This is a genomic window from Bradyrhizobium sp. HKCCYLS3070 (assembly GCF_051167575.1).
Classification (GTDB): Bacteria; Pseudomonadota; Alphaproteobacteria; order Rhizobiales; family Xanthobacteraceae; genus Bradyrhizobium.
Map to the genome: position 1 here is coordinate 96,020 of NZ_JBNPTI010000009.1, position 26,047 is coordinate 122,066.

General features: G+C 66.2%; 23 protein-coding genes. All 23 read left to right on the forward strand.

The annotated features are described in order from the left end of the window. The first annotated feature begins 6 nt into the window (after nt 1-6). The 23 genes from ACQR03_RS24425 to ACQR03_RS24535 all read left to right on the forward strand — a co-directional run bounded on the left by ACQR03_RS24425 (nt 7) and on the right by ACQR03_RS24535 (nt 26,035). The gene (locus tag ACQR03_RS24425) at nt 7-990 is read left to right on the forward strand and encodes an alpha/beta hydrolase (protein WP_316164880.1); all 984 of its coding nucleotides are present in this window, start codon (nt 7-9) and stop codon (nt 988-990) included. After that, a complete protein-coding gene (locus ACQR03_RS24430) occupies nt 987-2,720 on the forward strand; it encodes a cyclic peptide export ABC transporter (protein WP_316193684.1) in 1,734 nt (577 codons plus the stop codon). The genes ACQR03_RS24425 and ACQR03_RS24430 overlap by 4 nt, the downstream gene beginning before the upstream one ends. Before the next feature lie 196 nt (nt 2,721-2,916). Then, the gene (locus ACQR03_RS24435) at nt 2,917-3,915 is read left to right on the forward strand and encodes a GNAT family N-acetyltransferase (protein WP_316193685.1); all 999 of its coding nucleotides are present in this window, start codon (nt 2,917-2,919) and stop codon (nt 3,913-3,915) included. Between the two features lie 18 nt (nt 3,916-3,933). Beyond that, nucleotides 3,934-5,265 (forward strand): lysine N(6)-hydroxylase/L-ornithine N(5)-oxygenase family protein, encoded by a 1,332-nt coding sequence (locus tag ACQR03_RS24440; RefSeq protein ID WP_315752522.1) that lies wholly within the window; start codon nt 3,934-3,936, stop codon nt 5,263-5,265. Nucleotides 5,266-5,462: 197 nt separating this feature from the next. Continuing rightward, nucleotides 5,463-5,816, forward strand: coding sequence for a hypothetical protein (locus ACQR03_RS24445; RefSeq protein ID WP_315752523.1), 354 nt, complete (start codon nt 5,463-5,465; stop codon nt 5,814-5,816). A gap of 314 nt (nt 5,817-6,130) precedes the next feature. Then, the gene (locus tag ACQR03_RS24450; protein WP_315752524.1) at nt 6,131-7,381 is read left to right on the forward strand and encodes an ABC transporter substrate-binding protein; all 1,251 of its coding nucleotides are present in this window, start codon (nt 6,131-6,133) and stop codon (nt 7,379-7,381) included. 119 nt (nt 7,382-7,500) lie between these two features. Continuing rightward, nucleotides 7,501-8,325, forward strand: coding sequence for an AraC family transcriptional regulator (locus ACQR03_RS24455; protein WP_315752525.1), 825 nt, complete (start codon nt 7,501-7,503; stop codon nt 8,323-8,325). A 199-nt stretch (nt 8,326-8,524) separates the two neighbouring features. Next, entirely contained in the window at nt 8,525-9,535 is a 1,011-nt protein-coding gene (locus ACQR03_RS24460) for a branched-chain amino acid ABC transporter permease (RefSeq protein ID WP_315752526.1), read from the forward strand. A 1-nt stretch (nt 9,536) separates the two neighbouring features. Further along, nucleotides 9,537-10,625 (forward strand): branched-chain amino acid ABC transporter permease, encoded by a 1,089-nt coding sequence (locus tag ACQR03_RS24465; protein ID WP_316193687.1) that lies wholly within the window; start codon nt 9,537-9,539, stop codon nt 10,623-10,625. Then, on the forward strand, nt 10,618-11,400 hold the full coding sequence (locus ACQR03_RS24470) for an ABC transporter ATP-binding protein (protein WP_315717437.1): 783 nt from the start codon (nt 10,618-10,620) through the stop codon (nt 11,398-11,400). The genes ACQR03_RS24465 and ACQR03_RS24470 overlap by 8 nt, the downstream gene beginning before the upstream one ends. Then, nucleotides 11,393-13,612: an ABC transporter permease gene (locus ACQR03_RS24475; RefSeq protein WP_316193688.1), complete on the forward strand. Its 2,220-nt coding sequence runs from the start codon at nt 11,393-11,395 to the stop codon at nt 13,610-13,612. The genes ACQR03_RS24470 and ACQR03_RS24475 overlap by 8 nt, the downstream gene beginning before the upstream one ends. 5 nt (nt 13,613-13,617) lie before the next feature. Further along, complete coding sequence (locus tag ACQR03_RS24480; protein WP_316226544.1) at nt 13,618-14,463, forward strand: phosphoenolpyruvate hydrolase family protein; 846 nt, start codon at nt 13,618-13,620, stop codon at nt 14,461-14,463. Nucleotides 14,464-14,539: 76 nt separating this feature from the next. After that, complete coding sequence (locus tag ACQR03_RS24485; protein WP_316226543.1) at nt 14,540-17,437, forward strand: flotillin family protein; 2,898 nt, start codon at nt 14,540-14,542, stop codon at nt 17,435-17,437. A gap of 6 nt (nt 17,438-17,443) precedes the next feature. Beyond that, nucleotides 17,444-17,881, forward strand: coding sequence for an SRPBCC family protein (locus ACQR03_RS24490; RefSeq protein ID WP_315717441.1), 438 nt, complete (start codon nt 17,444-17,446; stop codon nt 17,879-17,881). A gap of 4 nt (nt 17,882-17,885) precedes the next feature. Further along, the gene (locus ACQR03_RS24495; RefSeq protein WP_315827789.1) at nt 17,886-18,329 is read left to right on the forward strand and encodes an SRPBCC family protein; all 444 of its coding nucleotides are present in this window, start codon (nt 17,886-17,888) and stop codon (nt 18,327-18,329) included. Between the two features lie 15 nt (nt 18,330-18,344). After that, a complete protein-coding gene (locus ACQR03_RS24500) occupies nt 18,345-19,166 on the forward strand; it encodes an FAD binding domain-containing protein (RefSeq protein WP_316226541.1) in 822 nt (273 codons plus the stop codon). A gap of 3 nt (nt 19,167-19,169) precedes the next feature. Continuing rightward, nucleotides 19,170-19,649: a (2Fe-2S)-binding protein gene (locus ACQR03_RS24505; RefSeq protein ID WP_315717444.1), complete on the forward strand. Its 480-nt coding sequence runs from the start codon at nt 19,170-19,172 to the stop codon at nt 19,647-19,649. A 12-nt stretch (nt 19,650-19,661) separates the two neighbouring features. Beyond that, the gene (locus ACQR03_RS24510; protein ID WP_316184413.1) at nt 19,662-21,236 is read left to right on the forward strand and encodes a xanthine dehydrogenase family protein molybdopterin-binding subunit; all 1,575 of its coding nucleotides are present in this window, start codon (nt 19,662-19,664) and stop codon (nt 21,234-21,236) included. Nucleotide 21,237: 1 nt separating this feature from the next. After that, complete coding sequence (locus ACQR03_RS24515) at nt 21,238-22,260, forward strand: xanthine dehydrogenase family protein molybdopterin-binding subunit (protein ID WP_315717446.1); 1,023 nt, start codon at nt 21,238-21,240, stop codon at nt 22,258-22,260. A gap of 6 nt (nt 22,261-22,266) precedes the next feature. Continuing rightward, the gene (locus ACQR03_RS24520; protein WP_315717447.1) at nt 22,267-23,148 is read left to right on the forward strand and encodes an AAA family ATPase; all 882 of its coding nucleotides are present in this window, start codon (nt 22,267-22,269) and stop codon (nt 23,146-23,148) included. Then, nucleotides 23,145-24,263 carry a VWA domain-containing protein gene (locus tag ACQR03_RS24525; RefSeq protein ID WP_315717448.1) on the forward strand — a complete coding sequence of 373 codons (1,119 nt, stop codon included), beginning with the start codon at nt 23,145-23,147 and terminating at the stop codon, nt 24,261-24,263. Before ACQR03_RS24520 ends, ACQR03_RS24525 begins: the two co-directional genes overlap by 4 nt. Next, nucleotides 24,260-25,147, forward strand: a complete 888-nt coding sequence (locus tag ACQR03_RS24530; protein ID WP_315827794.1) for an amidohydrolase family protein — start codon at nt 24,260-24,262, stop codon at nt 25,145-25,147. Before ACQR03_RS24525 ends, ACQR03_RS24530 begins: the two co-directional genes overlap by 4 nt. 39 nt (nt 25,148-25,186) lie before the next feature. Then, nucleotides 25,187-26,035 carry an MBL fold metallo-hydrolase gene (locus ACQR03_RS24535; RefSeq protein WP_315717450.1) on the forward strand — a complete coding sequence of 283 codons (849 nt, stop codon included), beginning with the start codon at nt 25,187-25,189 and terminating at the stop codon, nt 26,033-26,035. Nucleotides 26,036-26,047 lie beyond the last annotated feature (12 nt).

Genomic DNA, 26,047 nt, shown 5'->3' on the forward strand with positions numbered 1-26,047 from the left:
GTGACCATGGGCCTTCATCCTGATATCGCGGCACTGCTCGAGATGATCCAGCTCGGAACGGAATCGGGCGCGCGCATTCCGTTTCCGCAACTGACGCCAGCGCAGGCGCGTGCCGATTTCGACGCCTCCTCGCCGCTGCTGGATGTCGATCCGCCGCCGCTCGCCTTCGAGAGGCAGCTTGCGCTGCCGATGCGCGACGCGACGGAGATCGCCGGGCGCCTCTATGCAGCGCGGCCGTTGGACGTCGCCGATCCGATGCCCGTGCTGCTCTACATGCATGGCGGCGGCTTCGTCGTCGGCAGCCTCGACTCGCACCAGCCGTTGTGCCGGGGCCTTGCCGATGACAGCGGCGCGGCAGTGCTGTCGATCGCCTACCGGCTGGCGCCGGAGCACCGGTTTCCGACGGCATTCGAGGACTGCGTCGATGCCCTCGCCTGGATCGGGCGCGAGGGGCCTGCACTTGGCCTCGACCCGCGGCGGGTCGCGATCGGCGGCGACAGTGCGGGGGGCACGCTGGCCGCGGCGCTGGCGATCGCCGCGCGCGACGACCGGGCCTTACCGCAGCCTGTCCTTCAGGTCCTCGCCTATCCCGGGCTCAGCCCGCAGCAGGTCTCGGACTCCTACGAGAAATACGGTTCGGGTTATCTGCTTGAGCGCGAGACCGTGGACTGGTTCTTCGACCACTATCTCCGCCATGACGCCGATCGCCACGACTGGCGATTTGCGCCGCTGGCCGCGTCCGATCTCACGCGCGTCGCGCCCGCGCTGATCGTGCTCCCCGAGTTCGATCCGCTGGCGGACGAGGGAAGGGCCTATGCCGCACGCTTGCGCGCGGCCGGCGCCGCCGTGGATCTGAAGGTCTATCCCGGCATGATCCACGAGTTCCTGCGCATGGGCAACGTGGTTCCGGACGCTTTGCACGCCCGCGCCGACATCGGCGCCAAGCTCGCCGCTGTCTTCGCCACGCGAATGGGAGCCGGCAATCCATGATGACGCCATCCAATCCAGGCGTTGCCAGCGTCGGAAGCCTGCTGCGGCCCTATTGGCTGCTGCTCGCCGCAGCCATTCTGCTCGGTCTCCTCGGCGGCGCCAGCGTTGCGGGCCTGCTCGCCGTGGCGAACCGCGGCCTCTACGCAGGGGCAGGCGACGTCGGTGGCCTCGTCGCCTCGTTCGCGGGTCTCTGCATTCTGATCGTGATCGGGTCGGTCGGCTCTGACATCAGCGCGAATGTCGTCGGCCAGCGGATCGTGGCCTCGTTGCGCAAGTCGCTGGCCGCCAAGATCCTGATGGCGCCGATCGACCAGCTCGAATCCTATCGGTCGCACCGCCTCATCCCGGTCCTGACCAAGGATGTCGACGCCATCAGCGATTTCGCGTTCTTCTTTCCGGCCTTCCTGGTGTCGGGCGTCATCGTCGCCGGCTGCCTGATCTACTTGGCGGTGCTATCGTGGCCGCTGTTCCTGGTCACGGCAGCCTTGATCGCGCTCGGGTCGTTCGTCCATTATCTCGCCCGCAAGCGCGGAATGATGGGCTTCACTCTCGCGCGCCAATACGAAGACGACCTGCAGAAGCATTACCGCGCGATCTCCGAAGGCGCCAAGGAGTTGCGCCTGCATCGCCCGCGCCGGCGCCACGTCCATGTCGATCTGATCGGGCGGACGGTCGACCGGATCGGCAACGTGCAGATCAAGGCCATCAATCTGCTCGTGACGGCGCGTGCGCTCGGGACGGTTCTCCTGTTCCTGGTGATCGGGACCGCTCTGGTGCTGCGTCCACTGCTGTGGCCCGACAGCCCGGCCTCGGTGTCCAGCGGCTTCGTTCTGGTGCTGCTGTTCATGCGCGGACCGATCGACCAGTTGATTGGCATGCTGCCGTCGCTCGGCCGCGCGCAGGTCGCGATGCGCCGGATCGCCGAGCTGTCGGACCGTTTCACCGCCGCAGAGGCGGAACTGCTCGATGATCCGCAGGATCGAACCGCCGACCAGATCGAATCGATCGAACTGCGCGGCGTCTCCTACGCCTTCCCGGCGTCGTCGTCCGAACGCCCCTTCACCATCGGACCGATCGACCTTCGCATTCGCCGCGGCGAGATCGTCTTCATCGTCGGTGAAAACGGCAGCGGCAAGACGACGCTGATCAAGCTGCTGCTTGGACTCTATGTGCCCGACCGCGGCGTGCTGCTGCGCGACGGCAGCCCGGTCGTCAACGAGACCCGCGACGATTATCGGCAGCTCTTCACCACAATATTCTCGGACTATTTCCTGTTCGACACCTTGGCGCAGCAGAGCAGTCAGCGGCCGGAGCTCGCGCAGCGCTATCTCGACCGTCTCGAGCTCGCCCACAAGGTTTCGATCGATGGCGGCGCATTCTCCACCACCGACCTGTCGACGGGCCAGCGCAAGCGGCTCGCCCTGATCAATGCCTGGATCGAGGGACGGCCGGTGCTGGTGTTCGACGAATGGGCGGCCGACCAGGACCCGGCGTTCCGTCAAATCTTCTACACCGAGCTGCTCGCCGACCTCAAACGTCTGGGCAAGACGATCATCGTGATCTCACACGACGATCGCTACTTCCACTGCGCCGATCGGATCGTGCGCCTGCGCGACGGTCGGATTGACGCCAGCGACGCCGCTGAACGCCGCGAGCCGGCACAAAGGCAACGCACGCTCACGACCGTTATGCAGGAGCCCGCTCCGTCGCTTGGAGCATCGAATCCGTGAGCGGCATCTCTGTAGTTAATCTAAAGGCAGCGCTACAGACTTTGTTGTCTTCTTCATGCCGGCCGATCTACATCCTGAGCGGGAGTGGACAGAGATGGCGCCCGTGCAGATCAATGAGAGGGAAGGAGTTCGCATGAGCGCGACTGCGAGCGTTAGGGGTAGTGTCCGGACATTCCCTGTCGCAACCGATGCGACAATGTCGGTCGTTCGCGACGATGACGGGCTCCGGGTGATCGCGGACGGCGCGCCATTGCTGTCGCTTCGGCCGGATGGCGAACTGACGCGTCTGATCGTGCACGACGGGATCGATGATTGGCGCCGGGTGTCGCGCGGAGTGGTGGCAATGGCCGAAGCGGTCTTCGGCTGGGCGCCGTCGCTCGAGAGGCTCGTCATCACGCTTGACGACAACCCGGCAGCAGCATCGGCCTTGGCGAAACACGGCGTTGCGGTCGTGACCGACGGCAGGCTGGCGTTGTATCCGGACATGGTGATGCAGCTTCGCGATAACTGGCTGACGGACGCCGCAAGCCCGGCGTTTCCACTGTCCTACGCGATGACCGACGGCAGGCGCCATCCGCGGCGGCCGCCCAAGCCGGTCGGCACCGTCTACGCCCGCTTCATCCCCTGGCTGTCCGACGTCGTCAGTTTTCGCGTCGTCGACATCGCTCACGATCTCCCGCTGGTCCACCGCTGGCTCAACGATCCGCGGGTGGACTCGTTCTGGAACGAAGCGGGGAACATCGACAAGCACCGACAGTATCTGTCGCGGATCATGTCGGACCCGCACATGGTGCCGCTGATCGGCTCCTTCGGTGATCAGCCGTTCGGCTATTTCGAGCTCTATTGGGCGAAGGAAAATCGCATCGCGCCGTTCTACGATGCGGCGGACTATGATCGCGGCTGGCACGTGATCGTTGGCGAGGACGGCTTCCGGGGCCGCCGCTTCATCACGGCCTGGCTTCCCTCGCTCATGCACTACATGTTCCTCGACGATTGCCGCACCGAGCGTATCGTCGGCGAGCCGGCGGCGGCGCATTCGCAGCAGCTGCGCAACCTGGATCTGGCTGGGTTTGCCCGGCTCAAGAACTTCGATTTCCCACACAAGCGGGCAACCCTGGTCATGTTGCTGCGCGAGCGCTTCTTCGGCGACCGGCTGTGGCAGCCGGCGACCAATGAAGCACCCACAGAAGCCTAGCGCGGACGGAGCATCACCATGTCGTATCATCCTGCCCCTGACTATGATGTCGTCGGCATTGGCTTCGGGCCATCGAACCTCGCACTGGCGATCGCGCTCGACGATTGCGCGAGACAGCAGCGCTTGAAATGCCGGTCCCTTTTCCTGGAGAAGCAGCAGGACTTCAAGTGGCATGGCGGCATGCTGCTGCCCGGCAGCAACATGCAGATATCCTTCCTCAAGGACCTCGTATCGCTTCGCGATCCGACCAGTCCGTTCACCTTCGTCAACTACCTGCACAAATCCGGGCGGCTGCTCGACTTCACCAACTGCAAGACGTTCTATCCGAGCCGGATCGAGTTCAACGACTACCTCCGTTGGGCCGCCGGTCAGTTCAGCGGCATGGTTGCGTATGGAGAGACGGTCGAGGCTGTCGAGCCCGTGCACGCCGGCCAGTCCGTCACCGCGCTTCGCGTGCTCACGCGCATGGTTGACGGGAAAGAACGGTCACGCGTCACGCGGCACCTCGTGGCCGCCGTCGGCGGCGTGCCGCATATCCCGTCGGTATTTCGAGCGGTCGCGATGGATCCGCGGGTCGTGCACACCAGCGGCTATCTCGGCTCGTCGCTCGCGACAGGATCGAACGGCCGGTCGCCGCGGGTGGCGGTCGTCGGCGGCGGGCAAAGTGCGGCTGAAGTCACGCTCGATCTCAGCGAACGGGTTCCCGACGCCCACATCGATCTGGTCTTCCGCGGGCACGCCCTCAAGCCGGCCGATAGCAGCCCGTTCGTGAACGAGATCTTCAACCCGGACTACACCGATTATTTCCATTCGCGGTCCGACAGCCAGCGCGAGAAAATCGTCCGCAGCTTCCGCAATACCAATTATGCGGTGGTCGACCCCGACCTGCTCGATCAGCTCTACCGGATGACGTACCAACAGCGTGTCGCCGGGGCTCGGAAGCTGACGCTCCATCCGCGTAGCGAGATCGTCGCAGCTCATGCCGTCCCGGAGGGGATAGAGCTCGAGTTCGTCAACAAGGACGAGGAGGTCCGCCGCCGGGCAGTGTACGATGCCGTCGTGCTCGCCACCGGCTACGAGCGATCTCCGGTCCCGGCGTGTCTCGATCCGATCAGCCGCTACATCGAGTCGGCGTCGCTCGATCGCGACTATCGTCTGCAGACGAGCCCGGCGTTTTGTCCACAAGTCTATGTCCAAGGCTGTGCCGAAACCTCGCACGGCCTGAGCGACACGCTGCTCTCGGTGCTGCCGATGCGGGCTCAAGAGATCACGAAGTCGCTCGTGTCGACAACGGCGAGAGAGCAGGATGCAGCGGCGTCTCACGACCGGGCGGAGCGCGTGTACTCGTGATGGAAAGTCGAGTGCAGAGCGACGATGAGCGCGCCGCGCGCGGCGTCGTGGAATGAGGCGAAAGGGTATCGTCGCGGCGACCGGGCCGTCCCTGGCGTGTCTCGGTCGAATTGTGATCGGGGGGCGCCGTGCCTGCATTTGCCGGATTGCCGACCTTTCGGGTCGGCCGGCGGGCACGGTGGAGTGCAGGATTGGAAATGGGTGAGCCGCATCTGCCTGAGCGGGTCGTAACCTTGCTGGTATCGAGTGAATACGCGCGGCTCGTCGGCCGGACCATGTCGGAGCGGCTCGACTACATCGTCGACATCGCCTCGCTGCATACGCGTGAAGAGCTGGTGCGGCGGCTGGACCTCGGCCGCGTGGTCGTGCGGCAGGTCGAGAAATGGCTCGCGTTCCACGGGCGCCGCGTTCGGCGCCCGAATGAAAGCATCGATATCGTCATGTGCGGGTTGGAATTCCGGAAGCGGCGCATCCGTCGCTCCCGGGTGACGGTACGATCGCGACGACTGAACGCCAAGACGAATCCGAGGGAGCCGGGCCGAGGCAGTTGAGTTGCTCGGGCTCTGCAGCGGGGCGAGGTCGCCGACCACGCCTACCGGGGCCTGACGGGACCGCGACGCACGCGGAATGCATCACGCCCTTATCGCGTCGCATCATGGAAAATGAGACTCGTCGTCAAGGTCGAGGCCAGGCGGGTTGCACGCGCGCTCGGCTCATCCGGTAGCCTCCGCGGTCGATGGGGACTGACCGTCGCTCGTCAGAGATGACGCGAGGCGCCGGGAAGGTCCGCTGCCAACATGGCCAGAAAAACAGTGGCCGGCACACGCTCGTGTGCCCCGGCAATGGGCGACAAGGGAGGAGTTCGATGCACATGCGAAGTGTAGGTATCGCCGTGTTCACGGCGCTTTTGCTGTCCGGCACGGCATTCGCGCAGGAAAAGATCAAGGTCGGCGTCACGGCGACGCTGGAGGGCACCTATACCGTGCTCGGTGAGGACGGGATGCGCGGACATGTCACCGCGTTGAACGTGCTCGGCAAGAAGGTCGGCGACAAGGAGCTGGAATTCGTCGTCGCGTCGACCGACGCCACGCCGGACTCGGCCGTCCGTGCCGTGCGCAAGCTGATCGAGCAGGACAAGGTACAGATCCTGCTGTCGCCGCTGTCGGGCGACGAGGGCATCGCCGTCAAGAACTTCGCCAAGACGCACCCTGAGCTGACCTTCGTGAACGCGGCGTCCGGTGCGCAGGAGACGACCTATGTCGATCCCGCGCCGAACTTCTTCCGCTTCAACATGGACGGCGCCCAATGGCAGGTCGGCCTCGGCAAATATGCCTACGAGACCAAGGGCTATCGCAAGATCGCGACCGTCGGCGAAGACTATTCCTTCATCTACACCCAGGTGTTCGGCCTGGCGCTGGAGTTCTGCGGCCTGGGCGGCAAGATCACCAGCCGGCAATGGGTCCCGCTCGGCACCAAGGATTTCGCGTCGGTGATTGCGGCGCTGCCCGATGATGTCGATGCGATCTATCTCGGTCTCGGCGGCGCCGATGCCGTCAACTTCCTCAACCAGTATCAGCAGGCCGGCGGCAAGGCGCACCTGATGGGCGGCTCGATCATGATCGACCAGACCATCCTGTCGTCCAAGGGAAATGCCAAGAACGCCCTGATCGGTACGATTGCGGCGTCGGGTCAGGCCGATACCTGGGAGGATCCGCGCTGGCAGAAGTTCGTGAAGGCCTATCAGGACTCGTTCCCGCCGGAGAAGCGCTTCCCGAGCCCGTCGCTGCTTGCCACCAACTACTATGGCTCGACCATGGCGTTGATCCTGGCGCTGCGCGAGGTCAATGGCGATCTGTCGAACAACCAGGCCAAGCTCAAGGCGGCGCTGGCGAAGATCGAGATCGATGCCCCCAACGGCAAGATCAAGCTCGACGCCAACCGCCAGGCCATCGGCACCAACTTCGTCACCGAGGTCGTCGACGACGGCAAGGGCGCGCTGTTCAGCAAGGTGGTGAAGGTGATTCCCGACGTCAACCAGACGCTGGGATATGATGCCGCCACCTTCGCCAAGATCGGCCTGCCGAGCCGCACCGTGCCTGAATGTAAGAAGTACTGACCTTTCTGCAGAGGGCGACGCGGCTCGAGCGGGCTCGGGCCGCGTCGTCGCGTCCCTTGCGTTCTGCCAAGCAATGATCGACGCTGACGAACAATAAGAACCATTTCGGTGAGGAAGTGATGAGTAGGGCGCTCGCCGTCTTTCATGCTCGCTTCGGCCGTGCGACGGTTTATCAGCTCAATCGGCCATTCAATGTGCATGCCCATCGAGAGGGACATCTGATCTTTCACGTTGGCGGCACGCCGGCCGATATTGACGTCTGCGATCAGCATTATCAGATCGGCGAGAACTGGATCGTCGCGGTCAATCCGTGGGAACCGCACAACTTCCTGCCGAACGATGTCGGCAACGGCGCCATCTTCTTCGTGCTCTACGTCAATGCGGAGTGGTTCATGCCGTCGGCCGCGCGCGAGCAGGGCCTGCGGTTTGGTCGTACCTGCTTCCGGCGGACCGCCGCGCTCGACCGCTGCATTCGCCGCGCCGCAGCGTTGGTATGTGGCGCGCCATCGCTCGGTTGCCTCGACGGCGAGCTGCGGCAGCTGATCGACAGTTGCTACGAGGAAAGCTGGCGCGTTTCGGAGCAGATGCCCGAGCGGCCATGCGCGGAAGTGACGGATTTTCGTGTTCGCAAGTGCATCAAGCTGATGTCGGACAGTCCGTGCGCCGAGATCGAGCTCGATCACATCGCCCGCGAATCCGGACTATCGCGGCCGCATTTCTATCGGCTGTTCCGCAGCCAGACCGGAGTGACGCCCAATCTCTATCTGAATACGCTGCTGATGGAGCGGGCGCTCGATGCCGTCGTGGCAACGGAAGCACCGATTGCCGACATCGGCTTCGATCTCGGATTCACCTCCCAGAGCGGCTTCACGCGCTTCTTCGCCGGCAATGTCGGCATGGCGCCGACCGACTATCGCCGCGCTGCAAAGGTGCTGCGCGCCTGACGTGCTGCTGCGCGTCGCGCGAAAAGAGACTGTCGATCAAGTGCGCACTCTCGTCTGCCGCTACACTCTGGGCAACGTGATCCGCAAAAGGATCCGACGAGGGAGGACGAGCGATGGCCGGCAGACCCGGCGATCTTCGGCTGAATGCACCTTTCCGCTGTGACGACGGATCCGTCCCTCTTGTCGTGAGGGCGGGCTGATGAGCCGCTTCATCGAGCGTCACCCGATCTGGTCCCTCATTGTTCTTCTCGCCTTGGCGCTGCTGGCGTGGCTGATCTTCGCCGTCTGGCCGCCGGGGCTCGAGGAGGCGATCGGCCGCAAGAAGGTGTTCCTGAGTGCGGTGTTCAATGGCATCACGCTGGGCGGACTGTATTTCCTGGTCGCGAGCGGGTTCACGTTGATCTTCGGCTTGATGCGAAACGTCAACCTTGCGCACGGCTCGCTCTATCTGCTCGGCGGCTATGTGGGCTACGGCGTGTCCGCCGCGACCGGGTCATGGATCCTCGCCTTCGTCGCCGCCTTCATCCTCGTCGCGGCCATCGGCGTTCTCCTGCAGCTGCTCGTCTTTCGTCGCATGGAGGGCCAGGACCTGCGCCAGACCATGGTGACGATCGGCCTCTCGATCGTGTTCGCCGATCTGATGCTGTGGGCGTTCGGCGGCGACTTCTATCAGATCCAGACGCCAGCCTGGCTGATCGGGCCGGTACAGCTGCCGCTGATGACGGCGATGAAATCGTCGGGCGAGGCTGTGTTCCTGCAGTATCCGCTGGTGCGGCTGGTGATCTTCTGCGGCTCCGTCGTGATCGGCGTCGCGATGTGGCTCGCGCTCAACCGCACCCGCGTCGGCATGATCGTGCGCGCCGGCGTGGATGATCGCGAGATCCTGGCGGCGACCGGTGTGCAGATTCAGCTCGTCTTCGTGCTGGTGTTCGCACTGGGCGCGGGGCTGGCCGGCATTGCCGGCGTGGTCGGCGGAACCTTCCAGTCGATCTCACCCGGCGAGGACACGCGCTTTTTGCTGGCCTCGCTGGTCGTCGTCATCGTCGGCGGCATGGGATCGATCCCGGGAGCCGCGCTCGGCGCGCTGATCATTGGGCTCGCCGAGCAGCTCGGCTCGGTCTACATCCCGACCTATGCGATCGTCGTGACCTTCCTGATCATGGTGCTGGTGCTCGCGCTGCGGCCCCAGGGCCTCCTGGCGAGGCGATGAGATGTCGCTGATCCAGGAGGCACGTGCGCGGGAGAGCATGCTGGCAGGCGGCGCCGCACGGCAGCCGGCCGCATGGTCGGCCACCGAGCAGCCCTGGGCCTGGGCGGTCTCCGCGCTGCTGCTGATCATGCCGCTGATCGCCAACGGCTTCTTCCTGATCGAGATCTTCGGCACGACCCTGATCCTCGGCACCATCGCGTTGAGCCTGATGTTCCTCGCCGGCTATGGCGGCATGGTCAGCCTGATGCAGCTGACGATCGCGGGCTTTGCCGGCTACATGGTCGCCGTGTTCGGCGTCAGCGGCAACGCCAATATCAGCCTCGGATGGCCGTGGTGGTTGGCGACGCCGATGGCCCTGGTGCTCGCGGTGCTGTTCGGCACGCTGGGCGGCGCGCTGGCGGTACGCACCGAGGGCATCTACACCATCATGATCACGCTCGCGATCGGCGCGGCGTTCTATTATTTCACCAATCAGAACTGGGCGATATTCAACGGCCACACCGGCATCAACACGATCGCCACGCCGCATTTTCTCGGCGTCGATTGGCGCATGGACGTCGCGTTCTATTACCTGACGCTGGCGGTGGCCGCACTGGGCTATTTCGCTGTGCTCTATCTGTCGCGCGCGCCGTTCGGCCTGGCGCTGCAGGGTGTGCGCGACAATCCCAGACGCATGGCCGCGCTCGGCTTCAACGTCAATGCACATCGCATCGCCGCCTATGCGTTCGCGGCCCTGATCGCCGGCATGGGTGGCGTGCTGCAGGTCTGGAACTATCGGCAGATCTCGCCCGGATCTGTCGCGGTCGAGCGCTGCATCGACATTCTCATCGTCGCCGTCGTCGGCGGCATTACCCGGCCGGTTGGGCCCTATATCGGCGCCTTCATCTTCGTCATCCTGCGCACCTTCGCGCTCGACTTCCTGGTGAAGGTCGGGCTCGACGGCAACCGGTTCCGGCTGCTGATCGGGCTCGGCTTTCTCGCTATCGTGTTCTGGTCCTCCGACGGCGTCATCGGGCTCTATGAGCGGTGGCGCCGTCGCAGCGGGGCATCGGAGCCGAGGTCGCGCCCCGGAGGTCACGGCCATGGATAGGGTCGCTGACCGGCTCTCGGCGCTCGGCTCGACTGCAGCCCTCGAATTGCGCGGTGTCACGCGGATGTTCGGTGCGCTCGCCGCGCTGACCGACATCACGATCACGGTGCGGCCCGGCGAGCGGCGCGCGGTGCTCGGCTCGAACGGCGCCGGCAAGACCACCCTGTTCAACTGCGTGACCGGCGACTTCCTGCCGACCTCAGGCACGATCCGCTTCTTCGGCGAGGACATCACCGCCTTTCCGCCCTACGAGCGGATCCGCCGCGGGCTGCGCCGCACCTACCAGATCTCGGCGCTGTTCCTCGGCCTGTCGGTGCGCGACAATGTCTATCTGGCATGCCGTGGCGTCTCGCGAGCGCGCTTCTCGATGCTGCGTCCCAGCGCCAATGACGCCCTGATGCAGGCGGCCGAGCGCCTGATCGAGGCCGTGCATCTGACGTCCGTGCGTGATCAACTGGTTTCGGAGCTCGCCCATGGCCAGCAGCGGCAGCTCGAGATCGCGCTGGCGCTGGCCGGCGCGCCCCGATTCATCCTGTTCGACGAGCCGGCGGCGGGTCTGTCGCCGACCGAGCGGCGCGAGCTGGTCGAGATCCTGACGTCGCTGCCGCCGCACATCGGTTACATCATCATCGAGCACGACATGGACGTGGCGCTGCGCGTCGTCGAGAGCGTGACGATGATGCACAACGGCCGCATCTTCAAGGAAGGCGCACCGCAGGAGATCGAATCCGATCCGGAGGTGCAGGAGCTCTATCTCGGAGGCGGCCATGAATGACGTCCGCCGCTCCGCGCCTGCGCTCGAGGTCCGCGGCCTCGACGTGTACTACGGCCATTCGCATGCGCTGCAGGGCGTCGATCTCCGGCTCGACAGCGGCGTCTTCTCGCTGGTCGGCCGCAACGGCATGGGCAAGACGACGCTGTGCAAGGCCATCATGGGCCTGCTGCGGCCGTCCGCCGGCACGGTGCGTCTGCGCGGCAATGATATCACCGGGCTCAATCCGGCGCGCATCGCGCGGCTCGGCGTCGGCTATGTGCCGCAGGGGCGGCGTCTGTGGCGCTCGCTCAGCGTCGACGAGCATCTGCGACTCGCCGCCGGCCTGCGCCGCGGCGCCTGGACCGTCGAGCGCGTCTACGAAACATTTCCGCGGCTCGCCGAGCGCCGCAACAATGGCGGCGGCCAGTTGTCGGGCGGCGAGCAGCAGATGCTGGCGATCTCGCGCGCGCTGCTGACCAATCCGCAGCTCCTGATCATGGATGAGCCGACAGAGGGCTTGGCGCCGGTCATCGTCGCCCAGGTCGAGGAGATGCTGATCCGGCTCAGCCAGGACGGCGACATGGCGGTGCTCGTGATCGAGCAGAACATCGGCGTTGCGACCGCGATCTCGTCCCGCGTCGCGATCATGGTCAATGGCCGCATCAACCGTATCATCGACTCGGCCCGGCTCGCCGCCGACCGCGAACTGCAGCAGCGCCTGCTCGGTGTCGGCCAGCATGCCGGCGACGAGACCGATCTCGGGACGGGCGAAGTTCAGGAGAGGCCCGCCGCACGTGCGGCGGCATCAACGACGCCGAAAGCTGCGCCCGTAAAGGTTTACGTCTCTAATCCCGTGCTGCCGACGCGCTGGTCGCAGCCGGTGCCGATCGCGCAGATCGAGGCCAAGGCGCGCACGCTCTCCACCAGCGTCAGCCGACTTGACGAGGCCGCGCGCCAGGGCCGTGAGCGCGCCGCGCCGATCACGTCAGGTCCGCCCGCGGTGATCGTCGCCGGCACGCTCGACACCAAGGGTGACGAACTGCGCTTCATCCGCGATCTCGTCGCGAGCCACGGGCTGCGCACCCGGCTGGTCGACGTCTCCACCAGCGGACGCCATACGAGCTGCGACGTCTCGGCCCAGGAGATCGCACTCAATCATCCGCGCGGCGGTCCCGCCGTGTTCGGTGCCGATCGCGGCGCATCCGTCACCGCGATGGCGGATGCGTTCGGGCGCTGGCTGCGCCGGCAGGACAATGTCGCAGGTATCATCTCGGCGGGCGGCTCCGGCGGAACGTCGCTGGTCGCGCCGGGCATGCGCGAGCTCCCCGTCGGTGTGCCCAAGCTGATCATCTCCTCTGTCGCATCCGGTGACGTCGGCGCCTATGTCGGGCCGGCCGACATCGCGATGATGTACTCGGTCACCGACGTTCAGGGTCTCAATTCGATTTCGCGCGCGGTGCTGAGCAATGGCGCGCATGCGCTAGCCGGCATGGTGATGGCCCGCGAGCGGCAGTCCGCTGTCGCTGACAGCACCCGACCGCAACGTCCCGCGATCGGCATCACCATGTTCGGCGTGACCACGCCGGCGGTGCAGAAGCTCACGGCCGAGCTGCGCGATGACTACGAGTGCCTCGTCTTCCACGCCACCGGCGTCGGCGGCCGTTCGATGGAGAAGCTGGTCGATTCCGGCATGCTCGCCGGCGTGATCGATCTCACCACGACCGAGGTCTGCGACCTGCTGATGGGCGGTGTGTTTCCGGCAACCGAGGATCGCTTCGGCGCGATCATCCGCAGCCGCGTGCCCTATGTCGGCTCGGTCGGCGCGCTCGACATGGTGAATTTCGGCGCGCCCGAGACCATTCCCGAGCGCTACCGCGGCCGCAAATTCCACGTGCACAATCCGCAGGTCACGCTGATGCGGACGACGGCCGCGGAGAACGCGCAGATGGGGCGCTGGATCGGCGAGCGGCTCAATCGCATGGATGGATCGGTCCGGTTTCTCCTGCCGGAAAAGGGCGTCTCCGCGCTCGATGCGCCCGGGCAGCCGTTCTTCGATCGCGAGGCGGATGAGGCGCTGTTCCGCAGTCTCGAGCAGACCGTACGGCAGACCTCGAGCCGGCGCCTGATCCGCGTGCCGCATCACATCAACGACAATGAGTTCGCAGCAGTGGTCGTCGGCGCCATCCGGCCGATGCTCGGGCGGCTGCCGGCGCGGCGCAGACAGGCGAGGTGATGGTCATGCCGAGATATGAGCGCGCACCGCTGCTGAAGAAGTTTCGCGACATGGTGCGCCGTGGCGTGCCGATCATCGGCGGCGGCGCCGGCACCGGCCTGTCGGCCAAATGCGAGGAGGCCGGCGGCATCGACCTGATCGTGATCTACAATTCCGGCCGTTATCGCATGGCCGGCCGCGGCTCGCTCGCCGGACTGATGGCCTATGGCGACGCCAATGCCATCGTGGTCGAGATGGCGAGCGAGGTGCTGCCGGTGGTGAAGTCGACCCCGGTGCTCGCGGGCGTCAACGGCACCGACCCGTTCCGCGACATGGATGGGTTCCTCGATGAGCTGAAGGCACTCGGCTTCTCCGGTGTGCAGAACTTCCCGACCGTCGGCCTGATCGACGGCACTTTCCGCGCCAATCTCGAGGAGACGGGCATTTCCTACGCGCTGGAGATCGACATGATCGGGCGCGCGCATGACAAGGACCTGCTGACGACGCCTTACGTCTTCAATGAAGCCCAGGCCGCGGGCATGGCGATCGCGGGCGCGGACATCATCGTCTGCCATCTCGGTCTGACAACTGGCGGCTCGATCGGCGCGCAGACCGCGCCCAAGCTCGAAGACTGCCCCGGCCTGATCGACAGCTGGGCCTCGGCTGCGCTCAGCGTCAACCCCGAGATTCTGGTTCTGGCGCATGGCGGCCCGATCGCGGAGCCGTCCGACGCCGACTTCATCATGAAGCACACCAAGAACTGCCATGGCTTCTACGGCGCCTCCTCGATGGAGCGGCTGCCGGTGGAGCGCGCGTTGACGGAACAGGTGCGACATTTCAAGGCGATCAGCGCGCGGCCGCGCCGCGTCTGAGGCGACAACATGAGATCCGGCAGCAGCGGCGCCGAGGCGCCGCATTCGCCGGACGAGAGACTGAGGGAGGAATGAGATGTCCGGGGCTTTGATCGGTGAGCTGATTCTTTGGCTGATCATTGCGATCATCGTCATCGTGGTCGCGGTCTACATCGTCAACTGGCTGTATCACCGCTCCTCGAAGGAGGTGTCCTTCGTCCGCACCGGCTTCCTCGGGGAGCGCGTCGTGATCAATGGCGGCGCCTTCGTGCTGCCCTTCATTCACGACTATACGCCGGTGAACATGAACGTGCTGCCGATGGGTATCACGCGCGCGCGGCAGGACGCCGTCATCACGCGCGACCGCATGCGGGTCGACGTCGAGGCCGACTTCTACGTTCGTGTCCAGCCGACGCGCGAGGCGGTGTCGATCGCGGCGGCGACGCTCGGCCGTCGCACGCTCGAGCCGGAGCGGCTGCATGCGCTGCTGTCCGGCAAGTTCATCTCGGCCATGCGCTCGGTTGCCGCTGAAATGACCATGGAGCAGATGCACGAGCAGCGCGGCGACTACGTGTCCCGTCTCAAGGCGGCCGCGGCCGAGGCGCTGGCCCAGAACGGCCTGGAGCTGGAATCGGTGGCGATCACCGATTTAGACCAGACAGATCTCGAATTCTTCAATCCGTCGAACCGGTTCGATGCCGAGGGCCTCACGCGGCTGATGGAGGACATCGAGAGCAAGCGCAAGCTGCGCAACGATATCGAGCAGGACTCGATGATCAAGATTCGGACCCGCAACCTCGAAGCCGAGCGCGAGGCGCTCGATATCGAGCGCGAGAGCGAGACGGCGCGGCTGGAGCAGGAGCGCGACATCGAGATGCGCCGCGCCCTGCAGCGGACGGAGGTGGCGCGGGAGCGGGCGCTGCGCGAGACCGAGGCCGAGCAGGCACAGATCATGGCGCGCGAGGCGATCGAGAAGGCGCGGATCGCGAACGAACTGACGATTGCCGAGGCCCGAATCGCGGCCGAGCGCGACACGCGGCAGCGCGAGATCGAGCGGACGCGTGCCGTCGAAGAGAGGGAGCTGCTGGCGCGCGAGGACATCGAGAAGGCGCGGATCGCCAACCAGCGCGCGATCGACGCCGCGCGCATCGAATCTGAGCGCGAGGTGCGCCAACGCGATATCGAGCGGACCCGCACCATCGAGCAAGCCGAGATCGCCGCGCGCGAGGCGGTGGAGAAGGCCAGGATTCAGCAGGACCGCGTCGTCTCCGATGCGCGCATCGCCAATGACGAGGAGACACGCCGCCGCGAGATCGAACGCACCCGCGCGATCGAGCAGGCGGAGATCGCCGCGCGCGAGGCGACCGAGAAGGCGCGCATCGCGCAGACCATGATCGTCAATCTGGAGCGCATCAGCTCCGACGAGCGCACCCGCGCCACCGAGATTGCCCAAGTGCGCAACATCCAGGAGGCTGAGATCGAGGCGCAGAAAGCGGTCGAGGCCGCCCGGATCGCGCGCGAGCAGGCATTGTCGGCGGAACGGATCGCCGCCGAGCACGCCACGCGCAGGCTGGAGATCGAGCGCAACCAGGGCATCGAGATCGCCGGCATCGCCGCGCGCGAGGCGACGGAGGCCAGCCGCATCGCGCAGGAGGAGCGGGTGCGTGCGCTGGAGATCGCGCGGATCCGGACCATCGAGGAGGCCGATATCGCCTCGCGCGAGGCGATCGAAGCGGCCCGCATCGCCCAGGAGCTGGCTGTAACAGCCAAGCGGATCCAGTCGGAGAAGGAGACGCGCAGCCTGGAGATCGAGCGCACTGAGGCCGTCGAGGCCGCCGATCTGAAGCGTCGGGAGGCGGTCGAGCGGCGCCGCATCGAGGTCGAGCTGGCGCTGGAGGCCGAGCGCATTGCCTCGTCGCGGACGCGCGAGGTGCTCAACATCGACCACAAGAAGGCGATCGAGCTCGCCGACGAAACCCGTGTCATCGAGCTCGCCGCCAAGCGCGCCGAGCGCATCGATGCGGATCGTCAGGTCAAGGAAGCCGAGATCGTCGCGCGCAAGCAGGTCGAGACCGCCGATGTCTCGCGCGAGCAGGCGCTGGAGGCCGTCCGGTTGGAGCGTCGTCGGGCGATCGAGCAGCTCGAGGTCGCGCGCGTCCAGTCGCTGCAGGAGGCCGAGATCGCGGCCCGTGAGGAGGTCGAACGCGCCCGCATCGCCTCGGATCGTGGTCTCGACGAGGCCCGCATCGGCCGCGAGCGCGAGCTGCGTAAGCTCGAAGTGAACCGCGAGAAGGACGTCGAGACGGCGCTGATGGAGAAGGCCATCGCGCTGTATCAAAAATCGTTGGAGGAATCCGCGGCCAAGGTCGCGGCCGAAGAGGCGCGCTCGCGCGCAACGGAAGCGGCGGAGAAAGTCGTCACCGCGCGCGAGAGCGAGATTGCCCGCCGCCGTAAGACGGTCGAGGTGCTGCTGGCCGAGAAGCAGGCCGAGGAGACGCGGATCGCCGCAGAGGCCGAGCGGGTTCGTGCCGCGGTCGAAGCGGAGGCGCAGAAGCTGCTCAACGAGGCCGAGAACGTCCTGACCGACCAGGCACGCTACTCGCTGTTCCGGCGCAAGCTGCTCGACCGCATCGAGGGCATCGTGCGCGAGAGCGTCAAGCCGATGGAGAAGATCGAGGGCATCCGCATCCTGCAGGTCGACGGCTTGAACGGAAATGGCGGCAACGGCAATGGCGGCCGCAGTGCGACCGACGAGGTGATCGATTCCGCGCTGCGCTACCGCGTCCAGGCGCCGCTGATCGACTCGATCCTCTCCGATATCGGCGTCGAGGGCGGCAGCCTTGCCAAGATGCCGGGCCTGATCCGCGAGGCCAGGGACATGCAGGGCATCCGGAAAGAAACCTCGGCGCGCAAGGAGACAGGCGGCGGCGCCGGATCGGGCGAGGGCAGCCCGTCCGAGCCGCCGACCGATCGCGGTCCGCGCAAGAAGGGTTGATGCGAGATGGCGAGGGTTTACGTCTCCACCGTCGTGAGTGCCCGCAACGATCGGGTGTGGGCGCGCGTCCGCGACTTCAACGGCCTGCCGAACTGGCATCCGGCGATCGCCGAAAGCCGGATCGAGGGCGGCGAGCCCGCCGACAAGATCGGCTGCGTCAGGGATTTCCGGCTTCGCAACGGCGACCGCATTCGCGAGAAGCTGCTCGGCCTGTCGGACTACGACATGTTCTGCACCTACTCGATCCTGGAATCGCCGATGGGCGTATCGAACTACGTCGCGACCCTCAGGCTGACACCGGTCACGGACGGCGACAAGACGTTTCTGGAGTGGACCGCCGAGTTCGACTGCGCGCCGGAGCGCGAGGCTGATCTGGTGGCTTCGATCGGCGGCGGCGTGTTCCAGGGCGGCTTCGATGCGCTCAAGCGCGCGTTCGGGGGCTGACGCCGTGCCGCACGTGGTCAAGAGCACCATCATCGATGCGCCGACCGAGGCCGTGTGGGAGGTGCTGCGCGACTTCAACGGTCATGATCGCTGGCACCCGGCGGTGGCGACCTCTGCGATCGAGCGTTCGCAGACGTCCGACAAGATCGGTTGTGTCAGGCGCTTTCGTCTGAAGGACGGCTCCGAGCTGCGCGAGCAGTTGCTGGCGCTGTCCGATCTCGAGCAGAGCTTCAGCTACTGCCTGCTCGATACGCCGATCCCGATGTTCAACTACGTCGCCCATGTCCGGCTGCTGCCGGTCACCGATGGCGACCGCACCTTCTGGCACTGGGAGAGCCGCTTCACGACGCGGCCCGAGCTGGCCGAGGCGCTGACGCGCATGGTCGCAGAAGACATCTACCAGGCTGGCTTCGAGGCGATCCGATCGCATTTGAAGCAGGCGGCATGAGGACGAGGTGAATCGATGCCGGTCACGGTGAAGACGTTTCAGGCCGCGAGCGAAGCAGCGTCTGCGCTGTCGTCGGACCGCGCGGCGCGCTACCTGGGCGGCGGCACGCTGGTCATGCGCGATCTCAACGAGGGCGACGTCTCGATTGCGACGGTCATCCGCGCCACCGACCGGACCTTGCAGGGCATCGATGCGGCAGGCGCACGCATCAGGATCGGCGCCGGCGTCACCTTCGCCCGCGTGGTGGCCGAACGCGATCTCGCCTTCCTGCATCCGGCGGCGCGCTCGATCGGCGGCCCGGCGGTGCGCAACATGGGGACCGTCGGTGGCAATCTGTTCGCGCCGGCGCCGTTCGGCGACTTCACGGTGGCGCTGCTGGCGCTCGACGGCATCGTCTCGCTGCAGGGCGGCTTCGGCGTCAGGGACATGCCGATCGAGGAGTTCCTGCAATCGCGCGACCGCCAGGCCGGTGCGCTGGTGGTCGGCGTGTCGTGCATCCGGCCTGCGTCGGCGGATGCGTTCCGCTATCGCAAGATCGCCCGCATCAAGCCGAAGGGCGGATCGGTGATCACGCTTGCGGCGCATCTTCCACAGAGTGGCGGCCGCGTGACCGGCGCGCGGATCGCGCTGGGATCGATGGCCCCGACCGCCATCCGCGCCAAGGCGGCCGAGCGCGCGCTCGAAGGGCGGCCGTTCGACGGCGGCGCGATCAGTGCCGCCGCTGCTGCTGCGGCCGAGGGAACGGCACCCACCGACAATTCGCTGGCCAGCGCGTGGTATCGCCGCGAAGTGGTCGGCGTGCATCTGCGGCGGCTGTTGTCGGGACAGGAGAGCTAGAGCATGGCCAAGACCCCACTTCAGTTCCGGCACAATGGTCGCGATGTCGCGCTGTTCGTTGACGGCGGCACCAATCTGCTGGTCGTGCTGCGCGAGATGATCGGCGACCTCACGCCGAAATTCGGTTGCGGCCAGGGCGGCTGCGGCGCCTGCACGGTCCTCATCGATGGCGACGCGCACCTGTCTTGTCTGACGCTCGCCGAAGCCGTCGAGGGCCGCGCGGTCGAGACCCTCGACGGCATCAAGAGCGGTCCGAATTTGCATCCGCTGCAGCGCGCCTTCGCCGAGGGTTTTGCCGCGCAATGCGGCTACTGCACGCCGGGCATGCTGATGGCGGCGAAGGCGCTGCTCGACAAGATCCCGCAGCCAAGCCGCGAGCAGGTGGTGGAGGCGATTTCGGGCAACATCTGCCGGTGTACCGGCTACGAGCCGATCATCAATGCGGTGCTGGCGGCGGCCGCGTCGCTGCGCGCGAGTGCGTGAGGAGAGATCGCCATGCTGGAACTGCGCAAGGACATCTTCGCCGACGAGCGCGACGACAATCTCAACGAGGTCGGCAAGGGCACCCAACGCCAGGACATGCTCGGCCATGTCACGGGGACCTCGACCTATTTCAACGATCACAAGCTGCAGGGCATGCTGCATCTGAAGGTCGTCAGATCCACGCAGCCGCATGCGCGGCTGCGCCGCATCGAGACCAGCGAGGCCGAACGGAGCGAGGGCGTGCGGCGGATCATCCGCGGCAGCGACGTGCCGCGCAATCTCAATACGCTGCTCAGCCTGATCAATTTTGGCAAGGACGATGAGCCGACGCTTGCCGTCGACAAGGTCCGCTACAAGGGGGAGCCGATCGTTGCCGTGGTCGCGGATACGCCGCGCGCGGCGTACGAGGCGGCCGCCAAGGTGCGCGTGGACTACGAGACGTTGCCGGCGGTGTTCGACGTCGAGGAGGCGCTGAAGCCGGGCGCGCCTGTTGTCAACGAGACCTATCCGAAGAATACGTTCACCTATCACGACCGCTACGACCACCAGAAGTTGCGCTTTGGCGACGTCGAGCGCGGCTTTGCCGGCGCCGATCATGTCTTGGAACAGCGCTACCAGATGTCGCCGATCGAGCACGCGCCGGTCGAAACCAACGGCTCGATCGCCGCGCCCGACACCAACGGCCGCTACGTGGTCTATACCTCGACCCAGGCGCTGTTCTTCTCGCTCGACACCTGCGCCAAGATCCTCGATCTGCCGTCGAACACATTCCACTTCATCGGCGGCACGGTCGGCGGCGGCTTCGGCGGCAAGGTCGACACGCTGACCGAGCCGCTCGCCATTCTCGCTGCGATGTTGACGGGGCGCCCGGTGCGCTACGTGCTCGGACGAGAGGAGGAGATGCAGTTCGGGCCGCCCCGCGGTGCCGAGCGCATCTACATCAAGGACGGAGTCATGCGTGACGGCCGCATCGTGGCGCGCCAGATCCGCGGCTATTTCGACTCTGGTGCTTATACGCGGCTGTCGAGCTACGCGGTGGTCAAATGCGCCGCGCACCTGCCGGGGCCCTACACGATCCCGAACGTCCATGGCGACATCTACTGCATCTTCACCAACCGCACGCCGGCCACCGCGATGCGCGGCTTCGGCATCACCGGCATGGACTTCGCGCTCGAATGCCAGATGGACAAGCTCGCGCATCTGATCGGCATGGACCCGATGGAGTTTCGTATCCTCAATGCCTATCGCGACGGCGACATGAAGGCGCATCGCCGCGAGGCCAAGAACACCGCGCTGATCGAATGCGTCCAGGTCGCGGCCGAGAAGGCCAAATGGCCGATCCGCGAGGAGTTCCGGCGCATGTCCTCGCGCAAGGATGGCGGCGGGGCGCGGGCGGCTGTTCCCTCCACGCCACGAGAGCCGGTGAGCGCGCGGCCTGCGCCGGCGCAGCAACGCACCAGCTACGATCGTGGTCTCTCGGCGCCGCCACAGCCCGAGCCGCCACCACCTCCGCCAACGAGCCCGGCGCCTTCGCCGGGGCACGGCGCGACGCGGTTCTCGTCGGTGTTCGGCACGAGGAGGCGCTGACATGACGAGGCACCGCGGCCGCGGCATGGCGGCGATCAACTATCCCATCGGCATGAATCTCGGCGGCGATCCGAGCCAGGCGCTGGTGCATTCCAACCCCAGCGGCAAGTTCACGGTGGCGCTGTCGTCGATCGATCTCGGGCAGGGCATGAAGTCGGTGACGCGGCAGATCTGTGCCGAGACGCTCGGCGTGCCGGTCGAGGACGTCTATGTCGACACCGCCGATTCCGACACCGGCCCGCATTGCATGGGCTCGTTCGCTTCGCGCGGCACCCATCGCGTCGGCAATGCCGTGATGGCGGCGGCCAAGGAGGCGCGTGGCGTCATGATGGAGGCCGCGGCCGAGGAGCTCGAGGTCAACGCCAGCGATCTCGAAACGGATGGTCGCGGCAACATCCACGTCAAGGGCGCGCCGCATCGCTCGATCTCGGTGAAGGACGTCGCCATCGCCGCGCAGTTCCGCCAGGGCAAGACCATCTCCGGCCGTGGCATCTTCCTGGTGCCGCTGTCGGAGGTGGATCCCGAGACTGGCGAAATGTCCCCGGCGACCTGCTACGCGCATGCCTGTCTCGTCGCCGAGGTCGAGGTCGATGACGAGACCGGCGAGGTCGGCGTGGTCAGGATGGACAGCGCCTATGAGCTGGGACGCGCGCTCAATCCCCGCCTCGTCGAGCAGCAACTGGTCGGCGGCGCCTGGATGGGCATGAGCCACGCGCTCTACGAGACGACGGAGCCGTACTACCCGGACCCGAAGCAAGGACCGCGCGACTTCGTGGAATACCTGATGCCGGGACCTGGCGACATCTGTCCGCACGACATCGCCGTGCTGGAGCGGCCGGCGCCCGACGGACCGTTCGGCGGCAAGGGCCCTGGCGAGATGTGCGCCAATCCCGTGCTTCCTGCCATCGCGAATGCGATTTTCAACGCCGTCGGCGTGCGCCTCGACGAACTGCCGATCACGCCAGAGAAAGTGCTGCGCGCGATCAAGGCCCAGGGCGGCGCCCGGCCGCAGACGCGGCGGTGACGCAGCATGGTGGTCCGCAGCAACATCGTCGGCATCGACTCGCCGCAGGCGCTGGAAAAGGCACTGCGCGCGGCGTACTATCTCGCCGATGACGGGCTCTCCACCGCGGCCTATCTCGCGCTCGCGCTGGGCAAGCCATTGCTCTTGGAAGGCGCGCCCGGCGTCGGAAAAACCGAGGCGGCGAAGGCAATCGCCGCGGTGCTCGGCCGCAAGCTGATCCGCCTGCAATGCTACGAAGGTATCGACGCTGCTGCGGCGCTCTACGAGTGGAACTATCCGCGCCAGATGCTCGCGATCCGCCAAGCCGGCGAGGAGAGCATCGACATCTATGGCGAGAGCTTTCTGATCGAGCGGCCGATGCTGGCCTGCCTGCGCGCGCCCGATGCGACCGTGCTGCTGATCGACGAGATCGATCGGGCCGACCAGGAGTTCGAGGCGTTCCTGCTCGAATTTCTCTCCGATTTCCAGATATCGATCCCCGAGCGCGGCACGGTGCGCGCCGCGGAGCGGCCGATCGTGGTGCTGACCTCGAATCGGACCCGTGACCTGCACGAAGCGCTGCGCCGACGCTGTGTCTATCATTGGATCGACTATCCCGATGCGGAGCGCGAGGCGCGCATCGTGATGATGCGGGCCTCCAGTGTTGCCGAAGCGACCGCGCGGGCCGTGGTGGCTGCAGTGGCGAAGCTGCGGCGCGAGCCGCTGAGCAAGGCGCCCGGGATTGCCGAGGCGGTCGATTGGGCGGAGGCGGCGACGCTGCTCAACCAGACCGGCGCGCGCTGGCCCGATGCGTTCAAGCGCGCGATTGGCGTCGCGCTGAAGGATGAGGAGGATCTGTCCTTCATCGCGCCGCGGCTCGACGCGCTGCTCGCGGAGGCGATGACATGAGCGAGCCCCGCCTGCCGCAGGCGACCGAGATCTTCGTGACATTCGCTGCGCTGTTGCGGCGAAACGGCTTCGCAATTGCGCCGGAGCAGACCACCGCCTTCCTCGCTGCGATCGAACTGCTGGGGCCTGTCAGCATCGAGGATATCCGTCGTGCCGGGACGGCGACCCTCGCGCCGCCTCCGGAGCGGCTCGCGACCTACAATCTGCTGTTCGACGTCCATTTTGGTGTCGCCGAGGCAACGGCCTTCAGCGAGAGCGACAGGCAGGACGATGTCGTGCGTCTCCAGGAGGAAGGGGACGGCGCTGTCGGTCCCGATCTCGCCGAGGAGCAGAACGAGTCAGGTCTGGCTGCGACGCGCGTTGAAGCGCTGGTCGCCCGCCGCTTGGCTGCGACGACGGGCGGCCATGCCCTGCAGCGCCTCGCGCGTCAGGCGCGTGCAAAACTGCCGAAACGGCGTGGCCACCGGCGCATGCGCGCGCGGCGCGGCAGCTTCGTGGACCTGCGCCGGACCCTGCGCGAGAGCATAAGGCGCGACGGTGAGGTGCTGTCGCTGCGGCGGCTGAAGCGGCGACCTCGATTGCGACGATTGCTGCTGCTGATCGACGTCTCCGGCTCGATGAAGGCGCGGACCGAGGATAACATGCGGCTCGCCCACGTGCTGGTGCAGGCCGTACCCCAGGCCGAGGTGTTCACGCTTGGCACACGGCTGACACGCGTGACGCGGCCCTTGCGGCTGAAGCGGCGCGAACAGGCGCTGCTCGCTGCCTCGCATCTCGTCAGCGACTGGGACGGTGGCACGCGCATCGGCGAGGCGCTGCAGGCCTTCCTCGCGGTGCCGCGGTTCTCGACCTACGCGCGGGGCGCCGTCGTGCTGGTCATCTCGGATGGGCTCGAGCGTGGTGACCATCATGTGCTCCGTGACGCCGTGTGGAGGCTGTCGCTGCGCGCCTGGCGCCTGAGCTGGCTGACGCCGCTCGCGACGGGGCCCGGCTTCAAGCCGCAGACCGAGGCGTTGCAGGCGATCGCGCCATTCGTCGACGACATCGCAGCCGGCGGGTCGGACGAGACCATCGTCGCGCATGTTCTGTCGCTGGCACAGAGGAGGGCGGCATGACCGGTTATGTCGATGCGCATCACCACATCTGGCGTCAGGCCGATCTGCCCTGGCTGGTCGGGCCGATGCAGCCGCGGATTTTCGGCCCCTATGAGCCGATCAGGCGCGACTACACGATCGAGGAGTATCTCGACGACATCGCCGGCAGCGGCGTCACGCAATCGGTCTACGTCCAGACCAACTGGGCCAAGGACGGCTTCGAGGACGAAGCCGCCTGGGTGCAGCGAACTTCTGAGCAGCACGGCTTTCCGCACGCGATCGTCGCCTATGCCGATCTGAGCGTCGAAGATGCGCGGCCGCAGTTCAACCGGCTGGCGCGCTATCCCCTGCTGCGCGGGGTCCGGATGCAGCTGCACTGGCATGAGAACCCGCTCTATCGTTTCGCTTCGTCCCCAGACCTTTGCAGAGATACCCATATCCGCGCCAACATCGCGCGGCTCGCCGACTACGGCTGGTCCTTCGACCTGCAGGTCTTCGGGCCGCAGATGGCGGGCGCCGCAGCGCTCGCCGAGAGCTGTCCGTCCGTGACCTTCATCCTCCAGCATGCCGGCATGCTGGAGGATCTGTCCACGCGCGGTCGCGATCGATGGCGAGCCGGCATGCAGCGGCTGGCGAGCTGCAGCAATGTCGTCAGCAAGCTCTCGGGCCTCGGCACCTTCATTCGCCGCAACGATCCGGCGCATGTCGCCGACGTGGTGCGGGAGACGGTCGGAATGTTCGGCCCCGAGCGCTGCCTGTTCGGCTCGAACTTTCCGATCGAGAAGCTCTGGACCGACTACCGCGTACTGGTGGGGGCCTATGAGGCTGCCATCCGGGACCTCGACGAGCATGCGCGCGCGCAGGTCATGGGAGGGACGGCGCAGCGCGTCTATCGGCTGGGATGATACCGCCTGCAACGACAACAAAAGCAACAGGGAACGCTCATGGCGCTGGAAATCAAGGTTCTCGACTATGGTGACATCGAATTGGAATCGAGCTTCCTTGTGCTCGGCCGTGATTGCGGCCGCACCCGCCGGGTGCTGACGCTCGGCTTCCTGATCCTGGGCGGGCCGTATCCGGTCGTGGTCGATACCGGCTACCGCTCCAACCAGATCATGGAGACGCTGGGCATGCGCGGGCTGCAGTACCATGAGAACATGATCGAGAACCAATTGGCGCGGCACGGCGTGCGCATGGGCGATGTCCGCTACGTCTGCCACACCCATCTGCACATCGATCACGCCGGGAAGGACGATCTGTTCCCGATGAACACGACGGTCGTGCTCAACCGCCGCGAGCTCGAATACTCGGTTTCCGGGCTGATGCATCCGCAATATCCGGCGCCCGACATCAAGCATCTGATCGACCGGCTGCACACCAAGAGTGCGCTGCGTTTCCTCGACCTCGAGCTCACCGGCCCGGTCGAGCTGATGCCGGGCGTCTATTGCGACGCTGCGAATGCCCATACCGAAGGCTCGATGAACATCCACGTCCACACTGCCGATGGCATCGCTACCATCTGCGGCGACGTCATCTACGACTTCAACGACCAGATCGTGACGCCGTTCAACGAGATTCAGGATGGCGAGCCGCGCACCACCGGCAATCACGGCACGACAAAACGCGCCGAGAAGGCAGCGATCAAGAAGCTGCTGTCGAGTTCGCGCTATCTGCTGCCGGTGCACGATCGTCCCGCCAAGATCGAAGGCGGTGTGGTGGTGGGACGGCTGCACGACCAAGTGCCGGGGCCGCTGGTGCAGTCGCTGCCGCAGCGGCACTGGTTTCCGGCGTGAGCAGCACAAGGT

Coding starts and splice junctions, on each gene's coding strand:
- ACQR03_RS24480 (WP_316226544.1), top strand. CDS start 13,618: ATGCCGAGATATGAGCGCGCACCGCTGCTGAAGAAGTTTCGCGACATG.
- ACQR03_RS24440 (WP_315752522.1), top strand. CDS start 3,934: ATGTCGTATCATCCTGCCCCTGACTATGATGTCGTCGGCATTGGCTTC.
- ACQR03_RS24530 (WP_315827794.1), top strand. CDS start 24,260: ATGACCGGTTATGTCGATGCGCATCACCACATCTGGCGTCAGGCCGAT.
- ACQR03_RS24500 (WP_316226541.1), top strand. CDS start 18,345: ATGCCGGTCACGGTGAAGACGTTTCAGGCCGCGAGCGAAGCAGCGTCT.
- ACQR03_RS24435 (WP_316193685.1), top strand. CDS start 2,917: ATGTCGGTCGTTCGCGACGATGACGGGCTCCGGGTGATCGCGGACGGC.
- ACQR03_RS24475 (WP_316193688.1), top strand. CDS start 11,393: ATGAATGACGTCCGCCGCTCCGCGCCTGCGCTCGAGGTCCGCGGCCTC.
- ACQR03_RS24460 (WP_315752526.1), top strand. CDS start 8,525: ATGAGCCGCTTCATCGAGCGTCACCCGATCTGGTCCCTCATTGTTCTT.
- ACQR03_RS24455 (WP_315752525.1), top strand. CDS start 7,501: ATGAGTAGGGCGCTCGCCGTCTTTCATGCTCGCTTCGGCCGTGCGACG.
- ACQR03_RS24465 (WP_316193687.1), top strand. CDS start 9,537: ATGTCGCTGATCCAGGAGGCACGTGCGCGGGAGAGCATGCTGGCAGGC.
- ACQR03_RS24425 (WP_316164880.1), top strand. CDS start 7: ATGGGCCTTCATCCTGATATCGCGGCACTGCTCGAGATGATCCAGCTC.
- ACQR03_RS24505 (WP_315717444.1), top strand. CDS start 19,170: ATGGCCAAGACCCCACTTCAGTTCCGGCACAATGGTCGCGATGTCGCG.
- ACQR03_RS24445 (WP_315752523.1), top strand. CDS start 5,463: ATGGGTGAGCCGCATCTGCCTGAGCGGGTCGTAACCTTGCTGGTATCG.
- ACQR03_RS24515 (WP_315717446.1), top strand. CDS start 21,238: ATGACGAGGCACCGCGGCCGCGGCATGGCGGCGATCAACTATCCCATC.
- ACQR03_RS24490 (WP_315717441.1), top strand. CDS start 17,444: ATGGCGAGGGTTTACGTCTCCACCGTCGTGAGTGCCCGCAACGATCGG.
- ACQR03_RS24470 (WP_315717437.1), top strand. CDS start 10,618: ATGGATAGGGTCGCTGACCGGCTCTCGGCGCTCGGCTCGACTGCAGCC.
- ACQR03_RS24510 (WP_316184413.1), top strand. CDS start 19,662: ATGCTGGAACTGCGCAAGGACATCTTCGCCGACGAGCGCGACGACAAT.
- ACQR03_RS24525 (WP_315717448.1), top strand. CDS start 23,145: ATGAGCGAGCCCCGCCTGCCGCAGGCGACCGAGATCTTCGTGACATTC.
- ACQR03_RS24485 (WP_316226543.1), top strand. CDS start 14,540: ATGTCCGGGGCTTTGATCGGTGAGCTGATTCTTTGGCTGATCATTGCG.
- ACQR03_RS24535 (WP_315717450.1), top strand. CDS start 25,187: ATGGCGCTGGAAATCAAGGTTCTCGACTATGGTGACATCGAATTGGAA.
- ACQR03_RS24520 (WP_315717447.1), top strand. CDS start 22,267: ATGGTGGTCCGCAGCAACATCGTCGGCATCGACTCGCCGCAGGCGCTG.
- ACQR03_RS24450 (WP_315752524.1), top strand. CDS start 6,131: ATGCACATGCGAAGTGTAGGTATCGCCGTGTTCACGGCGCTTTTGCTG.
- ACQR03_RS24430 (WP_316193684.1), top strand. CDS start 987: ATGATGACGCCATCCAATCCAGGCGTTGCCAGCGTCGGAAGCCTGCTG.